Annotated in this window: 16 protein-coding genes and 2 pseudogenes; 13 read left to right on the top strand and 5 right to left on the bottom strand. The window is 73.2% G+C overall.

From position 1 onward, the window contains the following. Positions 1-23: 23 nt before the first annotated feature. The 5 genes and pseudogenes from VR44_RS10755 to VR44_RS10735 all read left to right on the top strand — a co-directional run. A pseudogene (locus VR44_RS10755) lies at positions 24-1463 on the top strand (glycoside hydrolase family 3 protein); the annotation flags it as partial. Between the two features lie 90 nt (positions 1464-1553). Beyond that, a complete protein-coding gene (locus VR44_RS10750) occupies positions 1554-2621 on the top strand; it encodes a phytanoyl-CoA dioxygenase family protein (RefSeq protein ID WP_045947197.1) in 1068 nt (355 codons plus the stop codon). Positions 2622-2635: 14 nt separating this feature from the next. Then, a complete protein-coding gene (locus VR44_RS10745) occupies positions 2636-3952 on the top strand; it encodes a DUF6271 family protein (protein ID WP_045947196.1) in 1317 nt (438 codons plus the stop codon). Next, entirely contained in the window at positions 3949-4518 is a 570-nt protein-coding gene (locus VR44_RS10740) for a GNAT family N-acetyltransferase (protein ID WP_052713543.1), read from the top strand. The genes VR44_RS10745 and VR44_RS10740 overlap by 4 nt, the downstream gene beginning before the upstream one ends. Then, positions 4508-5689: an MFS transporter gene (locus VR44_RS10735; protein ID WP_045947195.1), complete on the top strand. Its 1182-nt coding sequence runs from the start codon at positions 4508-4510 to the stop codon at positions 5687-5689. Before VR44_RS10740 ends, VR44_RS10735 begins: the two co-directional genes overlap by 11 nt. 33 nt (positions 5690-5722) lie before the next feature. Here the strand turns inward: VR44_RS10735 and VR44_RS10730 are convergent, their stop codons facing one another. Beyond that, the gene (locus VR44_RS10730; protein WP_094191547.1) at positions 5723-6406 is read right to left on the bottom strand and encodes a spermidine synthase family protein; all 684 of its coding nucleotides are present in this window, start codon (positions 6404-6406) and stop codon (positions 5723-5725) included. Between the two features lie 182 nt (positions 6407-6588). Between VR44_RS10730 and VR44_RS10725 the strand changes: the two genes are divergently transcribed. The 6 genes from VR44_RS10725 (at position 6589) to VR44_RS10700 (ending at position 11680) form a co-directional block, all read left to right on the top strand. After that, positions 6589-7242 (top strand): LysE family translocator, encoded by a 654-nt coding sequence (locus tag VR44_RS10725; RefSeq protein ID WP_045947194.1) that lies wholly within the window; start codon positions 6589-6591, stop codon positions 7240-7242. Between the two features lie 124 nt (positions 7243-7366). Then, positions 7367-8485 (top strand): cytochrome P450 family protein, encoded by a 1119-nt coding sequence (locus VR44_RS10720; protein WP_045947200.1) that lies wholly within the window; start codon positions 7367-7369, stop codon positions 8483-8485. Between the two features lie 148 nt (positions 8486-8633). Then, positions 8634-9119: a DedA family protein gene (locus VR44_RS10715; protein WP_045947193.1), complete on the top strand. Its 486-nt coding sequence runs from the start codon at positions 8634-8636 to the stop codon at positions 9117-9119. A 212-nt stretch (positions 9120-9331) separates the two neighbouring features. Further along, the gene (locus tag VR44_RS10710) at positions 9332-9844 is read left to right on the top strand and encodes a hypothetical protein (RefSeq protein ID WP_045947192.1); all 513 of its coding nucleotides are present in this window, start codon (positions 9332-9334) and stop codon (positions 9842-9844) included. A gap of 287 nt (positions 9845-10131) precedes the next feature. After that, a complete protein-coding gene (locus VR44_RS10705) occupies positions 10132-10896 on the top strand; it encodes an SDR family oxidoreductase (RefSeq protein ID WP_045947199.1) in 765 nt (254 codons plus the stop codon). Between the two features lie 253 nt (positions 10897-11149). Further along, positions 11150-11680 (top strand): GtrA domain-containing protein, encoded by a 531-nt coding sequence (locus tag VR44_RS10700; protein ID WP_045947191.1) that lies wholly within the window; start codon positions 11150-11152, stop codon positions 11678-11680. A gap of 13 nt (positions 11681-11693) precedes the next feature. On the opposite strand, the gene VR44_RS10695 is transcribed toward VR44_RS10700, so the two are convergent. Both VR44_RS10695 and VR44_RS10690 read right to left on the bottom strand, forming a co-directional pair. Next, entirely contained in the window at positions 11694-12914 is a 1221-nt protein-coding gene (locus VR44_RS10695) for a cytochrome P450 family protein (RefSeq protein ID WP_045947190.1), read from the bottom strand. 135 nt (positions 12915-13049) lie between these two features. After that, positions 13050-14274 (bottom strand): annotated as a pseudogene (locus VR44_RS10690) (aminotransferase-like domain-containing protein). A gap of 75 nt (positions 14275-14349) precedes the next feature. On the opposite strand from VR44_RS10690, the gene VR44_RS10685 reads away from it, so the two are divergent. Further along, the gene (locus tag VR44_RS10685) at positions 14350-15012 is read left to right on the top strand and encodes a LysE family translocator (protein WP_045947189.1); all 663 of its coding nucleotides are present in this window, start codon (positions 14350-14352) and stop codon (positions 15010-15012) included. A 68-nt stretch (positions 15013-15080) separates the two neighbouring features. On the opposite strand, the gene VR44_RS10680 is transcribed toward VR44_RS10685, so the two are convergent. Together VR44_RS10680 and VR44_RS10675 are read right to left on the bottom strand one after the other, a co-directional pair. Further along, positions 15081-15956 carry a DUF4232 domain-containing protein gene (locus tag VR44_RS10680; protein WP_045947188.1) on the bottom strand — a complete coding sequence of 292 codons (876 nt, stop codon included), beginning with the start codon at positions 15954-15956 and terminating at the stop codon, positions 15081-15083. A 145-nt stretch (positions 15957-16101) separates the two neighbouring features. Then, the gene (locus VR44_RS10675) at positions 16102-17520 is read right to left on the bottom strand and encodes a cellulase family glycosylhydrolase (protein ID WP_045947187.1); all 1419 of its coding nucleotides are present in this window, start codon (positions 17518-17520) and stop codon (positions 16102-16104) included. Between the two features lie 218 nt (positions 17521-17738). Between VR44_RS10675 and VR44_RS10670 the strand changes: the two genes are divergently transcribed. Next, positions 17739-18587 (top strand): endonuclease/exonuclease/phosphatase family protein, encoded by an 849-nt coding sequence (locus VR44_RS10670; RefSeq protein ID WP_045947198.1) that lies wholly within the window; start codon positions 17739-17741, stop codon positions 18585-18587. Positions 18588-18627: the final 40 nt, after the last annotated feature.

The following is an 18627-nucleotide window of genomic DNA, read 5'->3' as shown; positions in this document are numbered from 1 at the left end:
AGAGATGTGTATAAGAGACAGCCACAGCCCCCGACTGGGTGCTCCGGAGGATCGCCGACGGCCTCTCCTCCGTCGTCCTGTTCGGACGCAACATCCAGACCCCGGAACAGGTCGCCGCGCTCACCGCTTCGCTGCGCGCCGAGAACCCCGACCTCGTCATCGCCGTCGACGAGGAGGCCGGCGACGTCACCCGCCTGGAGCGGCACACCGGCTCCTCCCGCCCCGGCAACCTCGCCCTGGGCACCGTCGACGACCCCGAGCTGACCTTCCAGGTCGCCCACGGACTCGGACGGGACCTGCGCACCGCCGGCATCTCCCTGAACTACGCGCCGAGCGCCGACGTCAACTCCAACCCCCTCAACCCGGTGATCGGGGTCCGCTCCTTCGGCGCGCACACCGCCACCGTCGCCCGCCACACCGCCGCCTGGATCCAGGGCCTGCAGTCCGCCGGCGTCGCCGCCTGCGCCAAACACTTCCCCGGCCACGGCGACACCACCGTCGACTCCCACCACGGACTGCCGCGCCTCGACGCCGACGCCGAGACGATCGCCCGCGTCGCCCTGCCGCCGTTCCGGGCGGCCGTCGAGGCGGGCGTGCGCAGCGTGATGACCGCCCACATGCTCATTCCCGCGTACGACGACACACTGCCGGCCACGCTCAGCCCCCGGATCGTGGGCGGCCTCCTGCGCGGCGAACTCGGCTTCACCGGCCTCGTCGTCACCGACGCCATCGAGATGGGCGCCGTGTCCGACCTCTACGGAATCACCGGCGCGACGGTCAAGGCCGTGGCCGCCGGCGCGGACGCCGTGTGCGTCGGCGGCGAGAACGCGGAAGAGGCCACCACCGCCGCACTCGCCGAAGCACTGGCGCGCGCCGTGCAGGACGGCGACCTGCCGGAGGAGCGACTGGCCGAAGCCTCCGGCCGCGTCACCGAGTTCGCCCGCTGGTCGCGGAACCTGCCGCAGGAGGCGTCACAGGGCGACGGCGACGGCGACACCGGCCTGGCGGCAGCCCGCCGCGCGGTACGGGTCCACCGCCGGCCGGACGCCCGCACCGCCCTGCCGCTGGCGGGCGCCCCCCACGTGGTGGAGCTGGCGCCCACGACCCACCTCGCCATCGACGGCGGCACCCCCTGGGGCATGGCCGACCCGCTGCGCGCCCTGCGCCCGGACACCACCTCCGTCCGGCTCGGGGAATCGGACCTGGCGCACGCCGACGCCCTCGACCGGGCGGCGCTGGCCCCCGCCGAGGGACGCGCCCTGGTCGTCGTGGTGCGCGACGCGGCCCGCCACTCCTGGATGGAGCGGGCCCTCGACGGCCTGGTGCGCCGCCGCCCCGACGCGGTGGTCGTGGAGATGGGCGTCCCCTCGGACACCGCACCCGCCGCCGTGCACCTGAACACGCACGGCGCCACGCGCGTCTGCGGCATCGCCGCGGCCGAGGTGCTGCTCGGCGCCGTCTGAGCCGGACCCGCGAGAAGCCACCGACCACGACACGAGGACACCGGGGGAGCGGCCCGTCCGCCCGCCCCGGTGCGAAGCCCGGAGCGAGACATGACGACCCCCGACACCCTCGAACACCCCGTCCCTCCCGGACGCCCCGGCCACCTGTACCGCGCCGTCTCGGACCGCCCCTACTTCAGCGCGGACGGCGAGACCTACCTCTCGCCGGTCCGGCTGCGGGACCTGCGCAAGACCCGCCCCTTACGCGTGCTGTCCGAGCAGGACTTCGCCGCGTGGCAGACCTACGGCTACGTGATCGTCAGGAACGCCATATCCCGCACCGCCGCCCGGCGCCTCCTGGACTTCGCCTGGGAGTTCCAGGGCCTGGACCCCGCCCGGCCGGACGGATGGTACGCAGAGCGGGAGTTCCGCTCAGAACTGGACCGCCACCTCTACGTCTACGGCTTCGTCGAGGCCTACCACCACCAGCTCATCTGGGACAGCCGCCAGACCCGGCGCGTCTACGAGGCCTTCGTCGACGTCTGGGACTGCGAGGAGCTGTGGGTGACCCTCGACCGCCTCAACCTCAACCCGCCCAACGTCGGCAACCGCGACCGCGCCCTCATCGAACCGACCGACCGGGGCTTCGACATCGACCTCCACTGGGACGTGGACACCACGCTCGGCGTGCCGCCCCAGCGGGTCCAGGGAATCATCGCGCTCGACGACACGCACCCGGAGACCGGCGGCTTCCAGTGCGCGCCGGAGCTGTTCCGGCGGTTCGACCAGTGGCAGGCGGCCCAGCCGGCCGGCCGGGATCCCGTCAGGCCCGCGATCGACCGCGCCGAGTTCCCCGTGATCCGGCCCGAACTCGCCGCCGGCGATCTGCTCATCTTCAACGGGCACCTGGCCCACGGCGTCGCCCCCAACACCTCCGCCGACCGTGTCAGGGCCGTCCAGTACCTCTCCATGATGCCCGCGCTGGAGGAACACACCCGGCTGCGCACCTCCCGGGTCGACTCCTGGCGCCGGCTCGCCACCCCCGACTGGAACGCAACCCTGGTCGGCGACGCCACCCGGCACGAATCCCTGCGCTACGGCAGGGCCACCCTGAACGGCCTCGGCCGCAGACTGCTGGGGCTCGATCCCTGGGGCCCCGCACCGGCCGCGGCGCGGTGAACAGGAGAGACGACATGGACAAGATCTGCCTGACCCTCCCCACGAACCGGGCCTGCGCCGACACGATCGAGGCCGTCGGCCGCGAGGCCGCCCACGCGGCACACCACTTCGGGGTCGAGGTCCACCTCCTGGTCCTCGACTCCGCCGACCGGCCCGCCTTCACCCGGCATGCCCGGGCCGTCCACACGGCCGGGCTCGCCCCGGGCGTCGTGGCCCACCACCTGGACGAAGCCGGACAACGGGCCTTCCTGCGCGCGGCCATCGACCGGGCCGGCCTCGCCGGGCCCGAGCGGATGCTCGCCCTCATGCTGCCGCCCGCCGTCTCGTACGGTGCCTGCACCAATCGTGCCTTCCTGATCGCCGCCGCCCTCGGCTGCCGTTCGGTGCACCGCCGCGACTCCGACAGCCGCTACCAGGAGCAGAACGGCGAACCCGTCTTCCCCATCGGCCAGGAACTGGCCTTCCTGGGGCGGAAGGCGGCCGACGCCGCCGGCTCCGTCACCGAGGTCCTGCTCGCCGCGGAGCACACCGACAGGACGGTGGCCATGGTCGGGGGCTCCTTCGTGGGCGTACCGTCCGTCGACCTCACCGACCTCCAGCAGCGGGCCCCCGACGTCCACCGAGAGGTCATCGGCCTGTGGGCGCCCGCCGCCTGGTCCGAACAGGAACGCGAGCGGCTGGTGGACGAGTCGTTCAAGGGCGCCGGCACCGAGCCGTTCACCCACGACCGCACGGTGCTCGGTCCCGTCGACCCCATGCGGGTCGACATGTGCAACATCGCCTTTCACCACGAGGTCCACGAGCGGATCCCGCTGCCCCCGGCCACCGACACCATCGGGAGCGACTACTTCCTCTTCCACCTGCTCTACCACGCCGGGCTGCCCGGCGTCCTGCACAACCGGCACATCGTCAACTTCCACACCGACGAACGCAAGACCGGCGCGGGCTTCACCGCCTACCAGACCCGGTACGCCAAGTTCCTGCTGTCCATGCTCCCCTTCCGGTTCCTCCACGAACGCATGGCGCAGGAGGGCGGCGCGCTCCTGGACGGCCTCCACCGGCTCCGGGCGGAGGCGGTGTCCGGGCTCGTCCGGGAGAGCACCGCCCTCGACGACGAGGAGAACGTCCACCGGCTGGACACCCTCACCCGCTCCTACCGCACCCTGGGCGGCGCCTACGCGCGGACGGCCGAAAGCCTGCACCGCCAGGGCCCGCGGCTGCTCGCCGAGGCGCGCGCGGACATGGAGGACTTCGCGCACCTCATCGACGCGTGGGAGCCCCTGGTGCACGCCGCCCGGACCACACCGCTCCACGGGAAGGGCCGGCCATGACCGCCGACACCGACGCCGACACCGACACGGGCACGGGCACCGGGACCGGGATCCGGATCCGGATCCGGGGCGTCTCCACCGCCGACTGGGACGCCGTGGCCGCCCTGGAGGCCGCCGAGTACGGCCCCCGGGGGCTCTCGGAGGGCAGGACCGCCCTGGAATCGAGGGGCGGGGCCTCGCCGTCCACCTGCTTCACCCTCCACCACGAACACCGCCTGGCCGGCTACCTCCTGGCCTTCCCCTACCCGCCGGACCGCTGCCCGGACCTCCTGCGGCCGCAGCGCACCGTCCACCGCTCGGACAACCTGCACCTGCACGACATCGTCGTCGCCGAGGACCTCCGCGGCAGGGGGTACGGCAGGACCCTGCTGCACCACCTGTCGGCCACGGCGCGGGCGGCGGGATACCGGTGGATCTCCCTGGTCGCCGTCTCCGGCATGGACACCTTCTGGGCCGCCCACGGATACCGCCCCCGGACCGGGGTCACTCCACCACCGCACTACGGCGGCGACGCCGTCTACATGTCCAAGCCGATCCGGAAGGGCCACCCCCACGGTGCGCAGTGAACAGCCCCGCACGAGAGCCACGTCCGACCCGATCCCCTTCCACCGTGCCCAGCTCGGCATCGCGGTGGTGTTCGCCCTCCTCGGATTCCAGTACGCCACCTGGGCGTCCAGGGTTCCCGCCCTCACGGAGCGGCTCGGCCTGTCCGAGGCGCGGCTCGGCCTGCTGCTCATGGCCTGCGGTGCGAGCGCGGCGGCCTCCTTCCCGCTGGTGACCGCCCTGATGCGCAGGCTCGGCTCCCGGCGCCTCGTCCTCCTCTCGGCCGCGGTCCTGGCGCTGCTCCTGCCCGCCCTGGCGCTGGCTCCGAACTACCCGGCCGCGCTGGCGGTCATCTGCTGCGACGGGGTCGCGGTGGGCTGTCTGAACGTCGCCATGAACGCGCAGGGAGCCGCCCTGGAGGTGGCCCACGGCCGCACCGCCATGGCACGCCTGCACGCGGCGTTCAGCGCCGGATCCCTCGGCGCGGCCCTCCTCGCCTCGGGCGTCACCGCCCTCACCCCGGACCTGCCGTCCCACTTCGCCCTGGCCTGCGTCCTGCTCCTGCTGTTGCTGGCCTGGGCCGGCCCCCGGCTGCTGCCGGACGCGTCCCACCACGGCGGGGAGGAGCCTCGCAGGTCCCGGGCCGTGGTGACGGCTGCCGCCCTGTGGATGGGAGCGGCGATGGCCTTCGCGACCGTGACCGAGGGAGCCATGAACGACTGGTCGGCCCTCTACCTGGACACGGTGGCCGGAGCCTCCGAGCAGATCGCACCGCTGGGCATCGCCGTCGTGTCCGTGACGATGGTGACCGCCCGCCTCTTCGCGGACGGCCTGCGCAGCCGCTGGGGCGACGGCCGCGTCGTCCGGGCCGGGAGCGCCCTGGCCGGCACCGGGCTGGCCCTCGCGCTGCCGGCGGGCGGGATCGTGCCCACCCTGATCGGCTTCGCCTGCGTCGGCCTCGGGGCGGCCGCCGTGACCCCGTGCGTCTACGTGGCCGCGGCACACAAGGGCCCCGACGCCCTCGCCCTGGTCGCCGCGATGGGAACCACCGGCCTGCTGGCCGGACCGGCCCTGATCGGCTTCATCGCGAGCGCGGGCGGCCTCGTCTGGGGCATGGGGGCCGTCGCCGGCTCGGCCCTCCTGGTCACCCTGTGCGCCACCCGCGTCACCTGGCCCCGCCCCACCACCGGCTGACCCCTCCCCGGGCCCGCCGGGGCCGACGCGGTCTCAGGACGGGTTGCGGGCGAGGTGCACGACGTCCGGGACGCCGCGCGCGACCGGGACCTCCTCGCTGTGCACGTCCTCGAACCCGGCCCGGGCGAGGGCCCCCTCGAAGGCGGGGGAGGGCCGGGCGGACCAGATGGCCAGGACCCCGCCCGGGGCCAGACGCGCACGGCAGGCGGCGAGGCCGCTCGGGGAGTAGAGGCTGCCGTTGTCCTCGGTGACGGTCCAGTCGGGGCCGTTGTCGATGTCGAGGCAGAGGGCGTCGTACCGCTCGCCCGACGTGCGCAGGTGGTCGTTGAGGTCGGCGTGCAGGATGCTCACCCGCGGATCGGACAGGGCGTCGGCGGTGAACGCGCCCAGGGGACCGGCGCGGTGCCAGTCGATGATGGCGTCCTCGCGTTCGACGACGACGATCCGCGACCAGCGCGGCTGCCCACTGGCATGGGCCAGCGAGAACCCCACGCCGAGTCCGCCGATCAGGACGGCGGGCTCCGCGGCCGTCGTCCGCCGGAGGGCCGCATCGAGGAGGAGGCGCTCGGAACGTCCGTCGGAGGTGTCCATCAGGAAACAGCCATTGACGATGATTTCGTATATGTCATCACGGCGGCGCAGTACGACCTCGCCATGCGGTCCGTTGCGGCGGTCGAGCGTCGACGGGGCATCCGCCTCGGTGGTACGGAACGTCACGGCATCGATCCCTTCGTGCGATGGGCTGAACACTCGCTTGTCCAAACGATCTCGCCGGCGCCGGGGTTCCGCGTCGCGGAGCGCCCTGCCGGACGTCCGGGAGGCCGGGCATCAGACCTGCTGATGCGCAGTGAAGCAGTACGTGTTGGACGTGATCGCGGCTGCGGCTCCAGGATGACCGCATGACCATTTCCTCCGCGCTCCTCTCCTTCGCCGTCGTGGCGGGCATGCTGACGATCATGCCGGGCCTGGACACCGCCCTGGTGCTGCGTTCCGCCATCACCCTGGGCAGACGCCGGGCCTTCGCGACGGCGCTCGGGATCCTCTGCGGCGTCCTCGTGTGGGGCATGGCCGCCGCGGTCGGGGCCTCCGCGGTGCTCACGGCATCCCGCCTGCTGTACGACGCGCTGCGCGTGGCGGGGGCCGTGTACCTGGCCTGGCTGGGTATCGGCATGCTCCGCCGCACCCTCAAGGAGCGCCGCCGGCCCGCGTCGGCGGACCCGGCGGAGGGCGCGGGGGCCGAGGCCGCGGAGGAGACGTGGGTACGGTCCTGGGCGCGCGGGCTCGGCACCAGCCTGCTGAACCCGAAGAACGGCGTCTTCTACATGGCGATGCTGCCCCAGTTCATCCCCAGCGGCGCCCCGCACCTGCTGATGGGGGCCGTCCTGGCGGCCGTCCACGACCTGGAGGGCCTGGTCTGGTTCAGCGCGCTGATATTCGGCACCCAGCTCGCCCGCCGGTGGCTGGACCGCGGCTCGGTACGGCGGGCGATCGACGCGATCACCGGCACGGTACTCGTCGGCTTCGGCATCAAGCTCGCACTCGGGGACAGCTGAACGCCCGCATGAAACGTGACCGGGTACGGCTACAGTTCGGGCGGACCGTTCCGGTCCGCTCGTCGCCGGGGGAGGACGGACCGTGACGGACGATTCCTACGCGGCGTACGCGGCGTACGCGGCCATGCGGTCCGCGTGCCCGGTGCAGCCGGTGCCCGCCGGTGCCGGAGGGCGGGTCGACTACCTGGTCACCGGCTACGCGGAGGCCCGGGAGGCCCTCACCGACCCCCGGCTCTCGAAGGACACGGGCGCCTTCTTCGCCGGCAAGGGGTCACGGCGCCGCCTGCACCCGGCGGTGGCCCGCACCATGCTGGCCAGCGACCCGCCCCGCCACACCCGGCTGCGCAGGCTGGTGACGGGGGCGTTCACGACCGGGGCCGTCAGGGAACTGCGTCCCTTCATCTCCCGCGTCACCGACGAGCTGCTGGACCGGTGGCCCGCCGGTGAACCGTTCGACTTCATGGCCGGTCTGGCGGTGCCGCTGCCGGTCATCGTGATCTGCGAACTGCTCGGAGTGCCGCAGGCCGACCGGTCCGAGGTCCGGCGCTGGTCCGCGGAGCTGTTCGCGGCCGCGGAGCCCGACGTCGTCGACGCGGCCTCGCACGCGCTGGCCGGCTATATGACGGACCTCGTCGCCGCCAGGCGTTCGGCCCCCGGCAGCTCGCTCCTGGACCGGCTCGTCGCAGCCCGGGACGGAGCGGACCGCCTGAGCGAGGAGGAACTCGTCTCCCTGGCCGTGCTGCTGCTCGTCGCCGGACACGAGACCACCGCCAACGCCCTCGGCAACGCCCTGCTGGCGCTGCTCCGGCACCCGGCCGTGCCGGCGCGCCTGCGGCAGGATCCGGACGCGGTCCCCGCCCTGCTGGACGAACTGCTGCGCTTCGACTCGGCGGTGAGCACGGCCACCTTCCGCTTCACCACGCAGGCCCTCACGCTCGGCGGCACCCGGATCCCGGCCGGCGCTCCGGTCCTGGTCGCGTTGGGGGCGGCCAACCGGGACCCGTCCCGCTTCCCGGATCCCGACCGCCTCGACCCCGACCGTGACGCGGCGGCCCACCTCGCGTTCGGCCACGGCATCCACCGCTGCGTCGGCGCCCCCCTGGCCATGGCCGAGCTGGAGATCGCCCTGCGCGCGGTGCTGACCCGCTTCCCCGGGATCCGCCTCGCCGTACCGCCCGGGCAGTTGCAGTGGCGGCGCACCCGCCTCGTCCGCGGGCTCGCCGCGCTTCCCGTCCGGGCGTAGGCCGTGACCGCCCACCGGGACCCCCTCGGCCGGCGGCGGCCTGTACCCCCGCATGCGTATTCGGTTAGGCTTACCTTGCTTATCGATGACGGAACGGGCAGGGGCAGGGTGCGGGTGAGGCACGGTGTGAGGGAGGGCGAGAGGCCCCGTGGATAGGATCGTGCTCACGGCCGCAACCCTGTACGCCATCGTCCTGCTCCGCGCCGGAGGGACGTTCGCCGTCGGCTGGCTCGCCGGCGCCGGTGCCCGGCGCAGCAGGTTCGCCGGCCGGATCTCCTCGGCGAAGTTCCAGCGCGCCGAGCGGGCCATCCAGCGATGGGGCGCGCCCGTGGTGGCCGTCTCCTTCCTGACCGTCGGCCTCCAGACGGCCGTCAACTTCCTGGCGGGCAGCATGCGCATGCCGCTGCCCCGCTACCTCCCCGCCCTGTTCGTGGGCGGAGCCGCCTGGGCGCTGATCTACGCGACGGCGGGACTCGGCGTGCTCGAACTGCTGGGCGGGCTCTTCGCCGGGCGGACGGCCCTCGGGGTGTCCGCCGTGGCCGTCCTCCTCCTCGCGCTGTGCGCGGTGGTGGTGTTCCGGCGGAGGAGGGCGGCGTCCCTGTCCCCCGGGGACGGCACGGCCGGGGAACCGTGAGCCCGTTGTCCGTCCCGACGGCAAGGCGGCGCGCGCGGGAAACCGCTTGGCGGAGCTCCACAGCCGCTGCTACCTTTCCGGCAGCCGTGCAGGAGGAAGAGGAGGTGGTACCCGTGAACGCAGTATCGACATGGGTGCTCCCCTCCGGGGTCACGGCCGGGCGATAGGTCGTCCGGGAGCGCCGTTCAGACGCACTCCCGAAAGGCACGACCGTGCACTTCACTTCCGAACAGCGCCTCGACGGCGACGTCCTCGAGCGCGGATTCACCCTCGGAGGCATCCCCGGCCTCCTGTGGACGCCCGCCTCCGCACCGGCTTCCGCGGCGGTGCCGCTGATCCTGCTCGGCCACCCCCCGCTCGGACTCCGCACGATGTACCCCCGGCTGGTGGCCCGGGCCCGCCGCGCCGTGGCGGACGGCTTCGCCGCGGCCACCATCGAACTCCCCGGAAGCGGCGACCGGCCCAGCCGGCCGGAGATCGAGCAGGCCCGGGCCGACCTGCGCCGGGCCGTGCGGGCCGGGGAGCCGGTCACCGACGCGATCGTCGACGCCCTCGTCCTGCCCCTCGTCGACCGGGCCGTACCGGAATGGCGGGCCGCCCTCGACCTGTTCGACGCCTTCGGCTCCGAGGAGAAGTCCCTCTACGCCAACATGGGCGGGCACACCGGCGTCCCGCAGTTCGCGGGCGAGGACGCGGCCAGGTTCTTCGCACGGCACCTGAAGTGACGACGAGCCGTCAGATCATCGGCGGACCTGAACCGGCCACGCCCACGATTCTCCCCGTCCCCCACTGCCGTCACGAGCGATGCCACTGTACGCACAGGTGCGCGGGCAGACGGTGACCGCGGAGTCGTCGCCGCCCCGCACCGGCGATGCGCGGATCGTCCAACCGCCCGCGCGGATCGTCCAAGAACGCGCCCGCGGACACCGTGCACGCCGCGGGGACACGGGCGCACCGGTATCACCCGTCCCGGGGACACTCCCTGCCCCCGCGCTCCCTCAAGGAGAACGTCATGGTGAACACCCCCAGCAAGTCCCTGTCCGGCAAGGTCGCTTTCGTCGGCGGCGCCTCCCGCAACCTCGGCGGTCTGATCAGCACCACCATCGGCGCCGAGGGCGCCAAGGTCGCGGTGCACTACAACAGCGCCTCCTCCAAGGCCAAGGCCGAGGACGTCGTCGCGCAGATCAACGCCGGCCCCGGCGAGGCCTTCGCGTTCCAGGCCGACCTCACCCGGGTCGACGAGGTCGAGCGCGTCTTCGACGAGGTCGTCAGCCGCTTCGGGAAGCTCGACATCAGCGTCAACACCGCGGGCATGGTGCTGAAGAAGCCCCTCACCCAGATCACGGAGGAGGAGTACGACCGCATGTTCGCCGTCAACTCCAAGGCCGCGTTCTTCGTGATGCGCGAGGCCGCACGCAGGATGGAGGACGGCGGCAAGATCATCACCATCGTGACCTCCCTGCTCGCCGCCTACACCGGCCTGTACTCCTCCTACGCCGGCAGCAAGGCCCCGGTCGAGCACTTCACCCGCGCCCTGTCGAAGGAACTCTTCGGCCGCAACATCTCCGTCAACAACATCGCCCCGGGTCCGATGGACACGTCCTTCTTCTACCCGGCCGAGGACGAGGACTCCATCGCGTACCACAAGTCCTCCGCGATGAACGGAGACCTCACCAAGATCGAGGACATCGTGCCTTGGGTGCGGCACCTGCTCACCGACGGCTGGTGGGCCAACGGCCAGACCTTCTTCGTCAACGGCGGCTACACCACCCGCTGACCCCAACCACCCGCCCCCGGCACGGGCCCCGTTCCGCGCCGGGGGCGCCGCCCCTGGAGGTGTAGCGTTCACGGTCAGGTCGTTGCAACGTCACCCCTCTGTCTGTTGCGTTAAATTTCCATCGAGCGCAACGATTTATGGCCTTCGACCAGCAACTTGAGTGCGCAGATGCAATATCGCCGTTGCCCCTTCTCTGAATGCAACGTAGCGTTTCTCGTGTCAGAAACGACGGTCGCGTTCAAAGGGGTGGGTCATGGAGGCAGCGGCACCGAACCGGACGCGGCAGGCGCCCGGCACCTTCACCTCGTTCGCCCGCTTCGTGCTCTGTGGCGGCGGAGTGGGACTCGCCTCCAGCTTCGGCGTCGCGGCCCTCGCCTCCTGGACGCCCTGGGTCCTGGCCAACGCGGCCGTCACCGTGGCCTCCACGCTCCTGGCCACCGAGCTGCACGCCCGCTTCACCTTCGGCGCGGGCGGCCGCGCGACCTGGCGCCAGCACGCGCAGTCCGCCGGATCGGCCACCGCCGCGTACGCCGTCACCTGCGTCGCGATGCTCCTGCTGCACCACCTGGCCGAGACGCCCGGTGCGGTCGTCGAACAGGCCGTCTACCTCAGCGCCTCCGCCTTCGCCGGCGTCGCGCGGTTCGCGGTCCTGCGCCTCGTCGTCTTCGCACGCCACCGCTCGAACGGGGCCCCGGCGACCGCCCGTACCGCCCGCCCCGCCACCGCGGCCGTGGCCCGCCCCGAGACCCTCGGCGACCCGGCGGCGCTCTGCCGGGCCGCCTGACGGGGACCCCGTCTCAGCCGCCGGGAACGAACGTCACCGGCAGGCTCTCGGGACCGCGCAGCCCGCCGGGCCGCCAGTCGATCTCCTCCGGCCGTACGGCCAGCGCCAGTCCGGGCAGCCGCCGCAGGGCGGTACCGATGGCGATCTCCCCCTCCAGCCGGGCCAGCGGAGCACCCAGGCAGTAGTGGATCCCGTGGCCGAACGCCAGATGGGCGTTGTCCCGGCGCGTGATGTCGAGGCGGTCGGGGTCGGGGAAGCGCGCCGGATCCCGGTCGGCGACTGCGGACCCGATCAGCACGGTCGCTCCGCGCGGGACGCGTACGCCCGCGATCTCGACGTCCTCCCGTGCGAACCGGGCGATGCCGGGGCTCACCGGGCCGTCGTAGCGGAGGAACTCCTCGACCGCCCCCGGCAGCAGGGCGGGATCCGAGCGCAGCAGGTCCAGTTGCCCGGGATGGGTGAGCAGCGCCGCGATGCCCCCGCCGATCAGGTTCACCGTGGTGATGTAGCCGGCGGCCAGCAACAGGAACACCATGGCGACCAGTTCGTCCTCCGACAGCCGCTGTTCCTCGTCCCGTGCGGTGACGAGGCCGCTGAGCAGGTCGTCGCCGGGCTCCGCCCGCTTCTCGCGGATGAGCCCGGTCACGTACGCGCGCATGTGCCGCCACGCCTCGTCCACCACGGCCGGGTCCGGGGCCCGCACGCCCCGCCTGATCAGGCGGTCGGTCCAGTGCTGGAAGTCGTGACGGTCGTCCACCGGTACCCCGAGCAGTTCACTGATCACCGTCACCGGGAGCGGCAGCGCGAAGTCCGCGACGAGGTCGGCGCGCCCGGCCGGGGCGAGCGCGTCCAGCAGCCGGTCCGTCAGGGTCTGGATCCGCGGCCTCATCGCGGCCACCCGACGGGCGGTGAACGCCTGCGACACCAGCCGGCGCAGACGGGTGTGGTCGGGCGGGTCGCTGCGCAGCATGTTGCTCAGCAACGACTCCCGCTCCGCTTCGGGCAACTGCCGCAGGAGCCGGGCGTCGGAGGCGTCGCGCACGTCACTGCTCAGCCGGGCGTCCGACAGGGCGGCGAGCGCGTCGTCGTACCGCGTGACCAGCCAGGCCTCCAGAGCGCCCGCTGCGACGACACGGCGCACGGGGCCCTCCTCGCGCAGCTGCCGGTACAGCGGATGCGGATCCGCGACGAAGGCGGGGTCGGCATAGGGCAGAAGGACCGGCTGCTCACTCATGTCGTCTCCCGGGGAAGTCGGCCGCGCCGTGGAGCACGAGGGTGCTACGCCGGCCGGCCGCGCCCCGGGCGGCGCGCCTGGCTCAGCGGAGTGATTCCTCGGGCGGCCCCTGCGCGCGGGGCCGGCCGTCCCGGATCAGCAGAGGAGGTCCTCCGGCGTGCCGGCGGCCGTCCGGGCCAGGGTTTCGAGGGCTCCGGCCAGGACGGGGAGCGGCGGTGAGGCGAGGCCGACCCGGACCGCGGAGGGGCTGGTGCGGCCGTCGACGGCGAACGCGGCGGCCGGCGTGACGGCGATGCCCTGGCGCGCGGCGGCCGCGACGAACGTCTCCGCGCGCCAGGCCGGCGGGAGTTCCCACCAGACGTAGTACGAAGCCGCTCGGCGTCCAGCCGCCGGAGCGCAGTGCCGCCGTCACGGAGGCGCGCAGCCGTGCGGGAACCAGGGCCCAGCCGGTCGTCAGGCCGGGAGCGGCGCGCTTGGACAGGCTGTCGACGAGGACGGTCCACTCCGGTGCGAGTGCCGCCAGCGGAGCGGCTCCGGGCCGCAGGAAGGACCAGATCGCGTCCTCGACGAGCGGGAGTCCGAGCCGGTCCACCGCGTCGGCCAGCGCTTGACGGCGCTCGGGCGCGAGGGTGACGCCGAGCAGGCTGTGCAGGCGTGGCTGGAGGTACAGCGCGTGGAGGGGGGTGGCCCGGTGGACGGCCGGGAGGGCGTCGGGGAGCAGGCCGTGCTCGTCGGTCGGCAGCGGTACGAGGGTGATGCCGAGACGTTGTGCGAGCGCCTTGACCACGGGGTAGGTGAGTGCCTCGACCCCCAGGCGCTGTCCGGGCGACACCAGCGCGGACAGGGCGGCGGCGACGGCCTGGCGGCCGTTGGCGGCGAAGAGCACGTCGTCGGCCCGCGCGCGCCAGGCCGCCCCGGCACCGGTATCGCCGCCCGCACCGGCGCCGGACGAGAGCGAGGCGAAGGACTCCCGGGCGAAGGCCGTTCCCGCCGCACCGACCGGCCGGAGCGCGGCGTCCAGCGCGTCCGCCCGCAGCATGGGCGAGAGCCCGGTGGCGAGCAGGGCCGACTGCTCCGGGACGACGGGGTAGTTGAGCTCCAGGTCGACGGGAGCGGCGGCGGGCTCGGCCAGCGCCACGCCCGGGGTGCCGCGGGCCGCCCGCACGAAGGTGCCGCGGCCGACCTCGCCCACCACCAGCCCGCGCCGGACCAGTTCGCGGTAGACCCGGCCGGCCGTGGACCCGGCGATGCCGTGCCGGCGGGCGAAGGCGCGCTGCGCCGGCAGCTGTTCGCCCGGACGCAACCGCCCGTCGGCGATGGACGCCGCGATCTCGTCGGCGATCCCACGGTAGTCGTCCATCGGAACATTCCTCCTCATTGCACCGAGTGCAAAGTCATTATTGCACCGACCCAAGATCGCCCATAGCCTCGTCGCATGGACGCACTCATCTCAGCCGTCGACCTGTCGGGCGTGCTCGGGGTCGCCGCCGTGGCGACCGGCATGGTCCTCACGCCGGGCCCGAACATGCTCTACCTGGTCTCCCGCTCCATCACGCAGGGGCGCCGGGCGGGGCTGATGTCCCTGGCCGGGGTCGTCCTCGGCTTCCTCGTCTACCTCAGCGCCGTGACGGCCGGCATCGCCACCCTCTTCACCGTCGTGCCGGTCCTCTACACGGCGATCAAACTCGCCGGCGCCGCCTACCTGCTCTGGCTCGCCTGGCAGGCCGTCAGGCCGGGCGGCACCGCCGTCTTCTCGCCGCAGGAACTGCCCGCGGACTCCGCGCGCAAGCTCGTCACCATGGGCTTCCTGACCTGCCTGCTCAACCCGAAGATCGCCATCATGTACATCTCGCTGCTGCCGCAGTTCGTCGTTCCCGACCGCGGCCACATCGCGGAGCAGAGCTTCCTGCTGGGCCTGACGCAGATCGCGGTCGCCGTCACCGGGAACGGGCTCATAGCGATGAGCGCGGGCTCGATCGCCGCCTTCCTCGCCCGGCGCCCCGCCTGGCTGAGGATCCAGCGGTACGCCATGGGCACGGTCCTCGCAGGCCTCGCCCTGAACATCGCCGCAGACCGGGCCAGGGCCGTCGCCGCCTGATCCGCCCGCCGTCAGCGCGTGGCGGCCGTGCCGGGGCCGAGGTCGGACAGGCGGTCCGGGCCGGGGCCCTACCTGGACGGGCGCGTCCAGGCGCGGACGGCCAGCAGGCCGGTCGTGCCGAGATCGAGGTGGGGCGTCACGGTCACGGGATCGGCGCCCCGCACGGCCCGCACCCTGACGTACGGGACGTCGACGACGTCCCCGGATCCGGTGGTGTTGCGCCACATGAGCCCGGAAAGGGCACTGTCGCCCGGCTTCAGGACCAGCGGGCGGGCCGGCTCGTCGAATCCGGTACCCGTGGTGATGCCGCCGCTGCCCTGCACGATCCGGACCCCTTCGACCGGTGAGCGGTCCTTGTCCAGCAGTTCCAGGACCGGGTAGCCGTCGAGGGCGTAGTCGCGCTTCCCGCAGTTCTCCAGACGCAGACCCACCACGCGCAACCCCATGGCGGCGTCGCCGTCATCGGCGGTGATGCGGATGCCGGAGGGCGGGCACTCACCCGATGCGGACGGCGCCTCGGCGGCCGGCACCTTGGTCACCCGGGAGACCTTCACACGGGTCACGCCGGACGAACCGGGGCCGGGAGCCCCCAGCCGGACCGTGCCGCGCACGGTCGCGCCGGGGCCGACGGAGCGCACCGTTTCCTGTGTGTTGGCCATGACCTGGCCCCCGTCGGTGGTGAAGTCGAACAGGATCGTGTACGCCAGCGCCGAGGTCCCGTTGTTGGTGACCTCGTAGGCCGCCGAGATGCCGGAGTCGCCCGCGGGGACCCCGGACCCGGAGCCCGAGCCGGGGGCGGCCGGGGCCGAGGGAATGGTCACCGAGGTGATCCGGACGCCGTCCACCGCCGGGCTCGTGACGGGGGTCTTGGCCGCCGGGGCCCCGCACGCGGTGAGCACCAGGAGTGCGGCGAGGACCGGCAGGAGGGCATTGATTCTGATCATGACACCACCCCACCAGGGCCGCCCGCCCCGGACCATGGCCTGGACCACACTCACCGTCACAGGCGTGTCACGGGATCTACGCCCCCCGACAGCGGGTGTCAGCTGACCCGGAGCGCTCTGCGCGGCGCTCGGCGAGCGGTACGGGCTATCGCGGGCCGATCGTGACCTCGTAGGTGGTTCCGGCCCTTCCGCGGGTGTTCACGGTGACGGTCTGGCCGTGGCCGTCCCACCTGGCGTCGCCGCCCCGGACCGTGACGCGGTAGCCGTTCGGGTAGGTGTCCCCGGGCACGGTGATCTGGGTGGGTCCCCCGGCGTTGTCGCGGGTGCGGAAGGTGAGGGTGTAGGTGCGGGCGGCGGGGTCGTACGCGAAGCCGAGCGGGTCGCCCGCGACCGCCCGCGCATAGGGCTGGACGAGCAGGCGGGCGCTGGGCTTCGCCGCGCCCGCCTGGTCCAGGAAGCAGTAGCCGCCGCCCCGGCACCACTGCCACCACGTCCAGCCGCTGGAGAAGCGGTCCAGGGAGGCCGTCATGTCGGTGACGAACTGGCTCGCGTGCGCGACGTACGGGTTGCCGCCCCACTCGCCGACGATCACCGGCATCCGGTTACGGGTCGGGTAGTCGCTGATCGCGGCCTCGTAGGCGGGGATGAAGGGGCCGTGGGGGTCGTAGTCGGCGCCGGTTTCCATCGCGGTCTCGTAGAAGTGCGGCGCGTACCCGGCGTGCGGGTCGTCGATGCGCCCCAGCCGGGTGGGGACCCCGAGCCCGACGATGACGGTGGGTTCGACGAACACCCACGACTTCCGGTCGACCAGCCGGACCGCCCGGGCGAGGCGGTTCCACATCTCGGTGAGCTCGCCGGCCTCGAAGCGGGCCGCTGCCGCGGGGAGGTCCTCGCCTTCCAGGAACTTGGCGAAGGGCTCGTTCATCAGGTCGTAGCCGAGCAGCGCGGGGTGCCCGCCCAGGGCGGAAGCGACCGTCACCCACATCCGGGCGTGCGCGGCGCGCAGGTCGCCGTCCTTGTACAGGTGGTCGAAGGCGGTCTGTACGGACGGCTCGAAGTACTCGGAGAACCAGTCGTCGGGGACCGGCGAGAAGGGCAGCCCCTCGTCACGGGTCGCCCAGTCGGGAACGCCGCGGGAGCCGAAGTGCGGGCCGTACACGTCCTGGTGGGCGTCGAGGACGACCTTGACGTGGTAGCGGTCGGCCCAGTCGAGGATGCGACGCATCTTGGCGAGGTAACCGCGGTCGTAGCGGCCGGGGGCGGGTTCGAGGTCGTCCCAGAAGAACGCCAGACGCGCGAGGTTGAAGCCTCGGGCGGCCATGTCCCTGAGGTCGCTCTCGTGGATGTCGGCGAACGCGTCGGCGCCCCGCCCGCGCTTGTCGGCGAGGTTGAACCCGCGCCACTGCAGTGCGCGGCCCTGGCCGTCGGCGATGAAGGTCCGGCCCCCGACCGTGACGCGGTCGGGGGCACGGCCGGAGTCGGCTCGGGCCTGCGCGGGGAGGACGCCGAGCAGCAGGGCCGCCACGGCGAGGGCGACGGGGGCGGAGCGGGAGGTCCGGCGCATGCAGGAGACCCTTTCGAGGGTGGCTTCTCGGACGGCGTGCAACTGGCCGGTCGGATGTTACTGATGAGTGACTCAAGTTCCCATCCCCTCGCGCGGGTTGGCCGGACCTCTTCGCCGCGGCGCGCCGCCCTCCCGCCGTCGGGACGGGACGGCCGCGAAGCGCCTCGATCGTGCGTCGAGGACGCCGTGTGACGATGGGCGTCCACTCCGGGGAGGCGATGGTGCTGAGCAGGGGCGCGCGGTGGGCCGCGGGCGTGACGGCCGCGGTCTGCATGGCGCTGCTCCTGGGCCCCAGCGCACCGGGCGGTGCCGCCCCGGCGGCCGGGCCGCTGCGGTTCGGCGCCGCCGGGGAGGTCGTACCGGACCGGGTCGCCACCTGGAACCTCTGCAATCCGTGCGGCGGGATCGGGCACGACTTCGGCCGGGCGAAGGAGATCGCCAGGTACGCGCCGCAGGTCATCGGCCTGCAGGAGGCGTGCGTACGGGACGTCGAGCAGATCCGCACGTACCTGGAGGAGGTCTACGGGCTGGTCTACCGGGTCGAGTACGGGACGGTCCTGCGGAACTGGAACCGCTGCGGGGGTCCGCCGTGGCGGCCCGGCGGCTTCGGCCAGGCGATCCTCTCGGCGGCGCTGATGTCGGACCGGGTGAACGTCGAATACCCCGACGGAGGCTCCGAGGACCGCGGCTACCTGGCCGTCACCACACTGGTGGGCGGCCGGCCCGTACGCGTCTTCAACACCCACCTCGCCGAGCGCCGGCAGGGAGGGGTGCGGGCGGGCCAGGTGGAGGCCCGCCACGACCGGGCGATCGTCCTCGGCGACTTCAACGCCGTGCCGTACGCGCCCGAACTCGGCCCGATGTGGGCCCTGGCCCTGGACACGGACCCCGGCTGCCGCCCCGCGACGGCCGGCACCGGCGCCGGCGACGTCTGCACGGTGACCACCGACTGGAACAGCAAGTTCGACTACGTCTTCCTGCGCGGCATCACCCCGCGCACGCACCGCGTCCGTCCCAGCCCCTACTCGGACCACCACTTGCTGTACTCCGACCTGAACCGGGACTAGGTCGTCTCTTTCGGATCTTGCCGGTCAAGCCCGCGTCGTC

Source organism: Streptomyces katrae (assembly GCF_000966975.1).
GTDB lineage: Bacteria > Actinomycetota > Actinomycetes > Streptomycetales > Streptomycetaceae > Streptomyces > Streptomyces katrae.
This window is presented reverse-complemented; position numbering and strand designations above follow the sequence as displayed.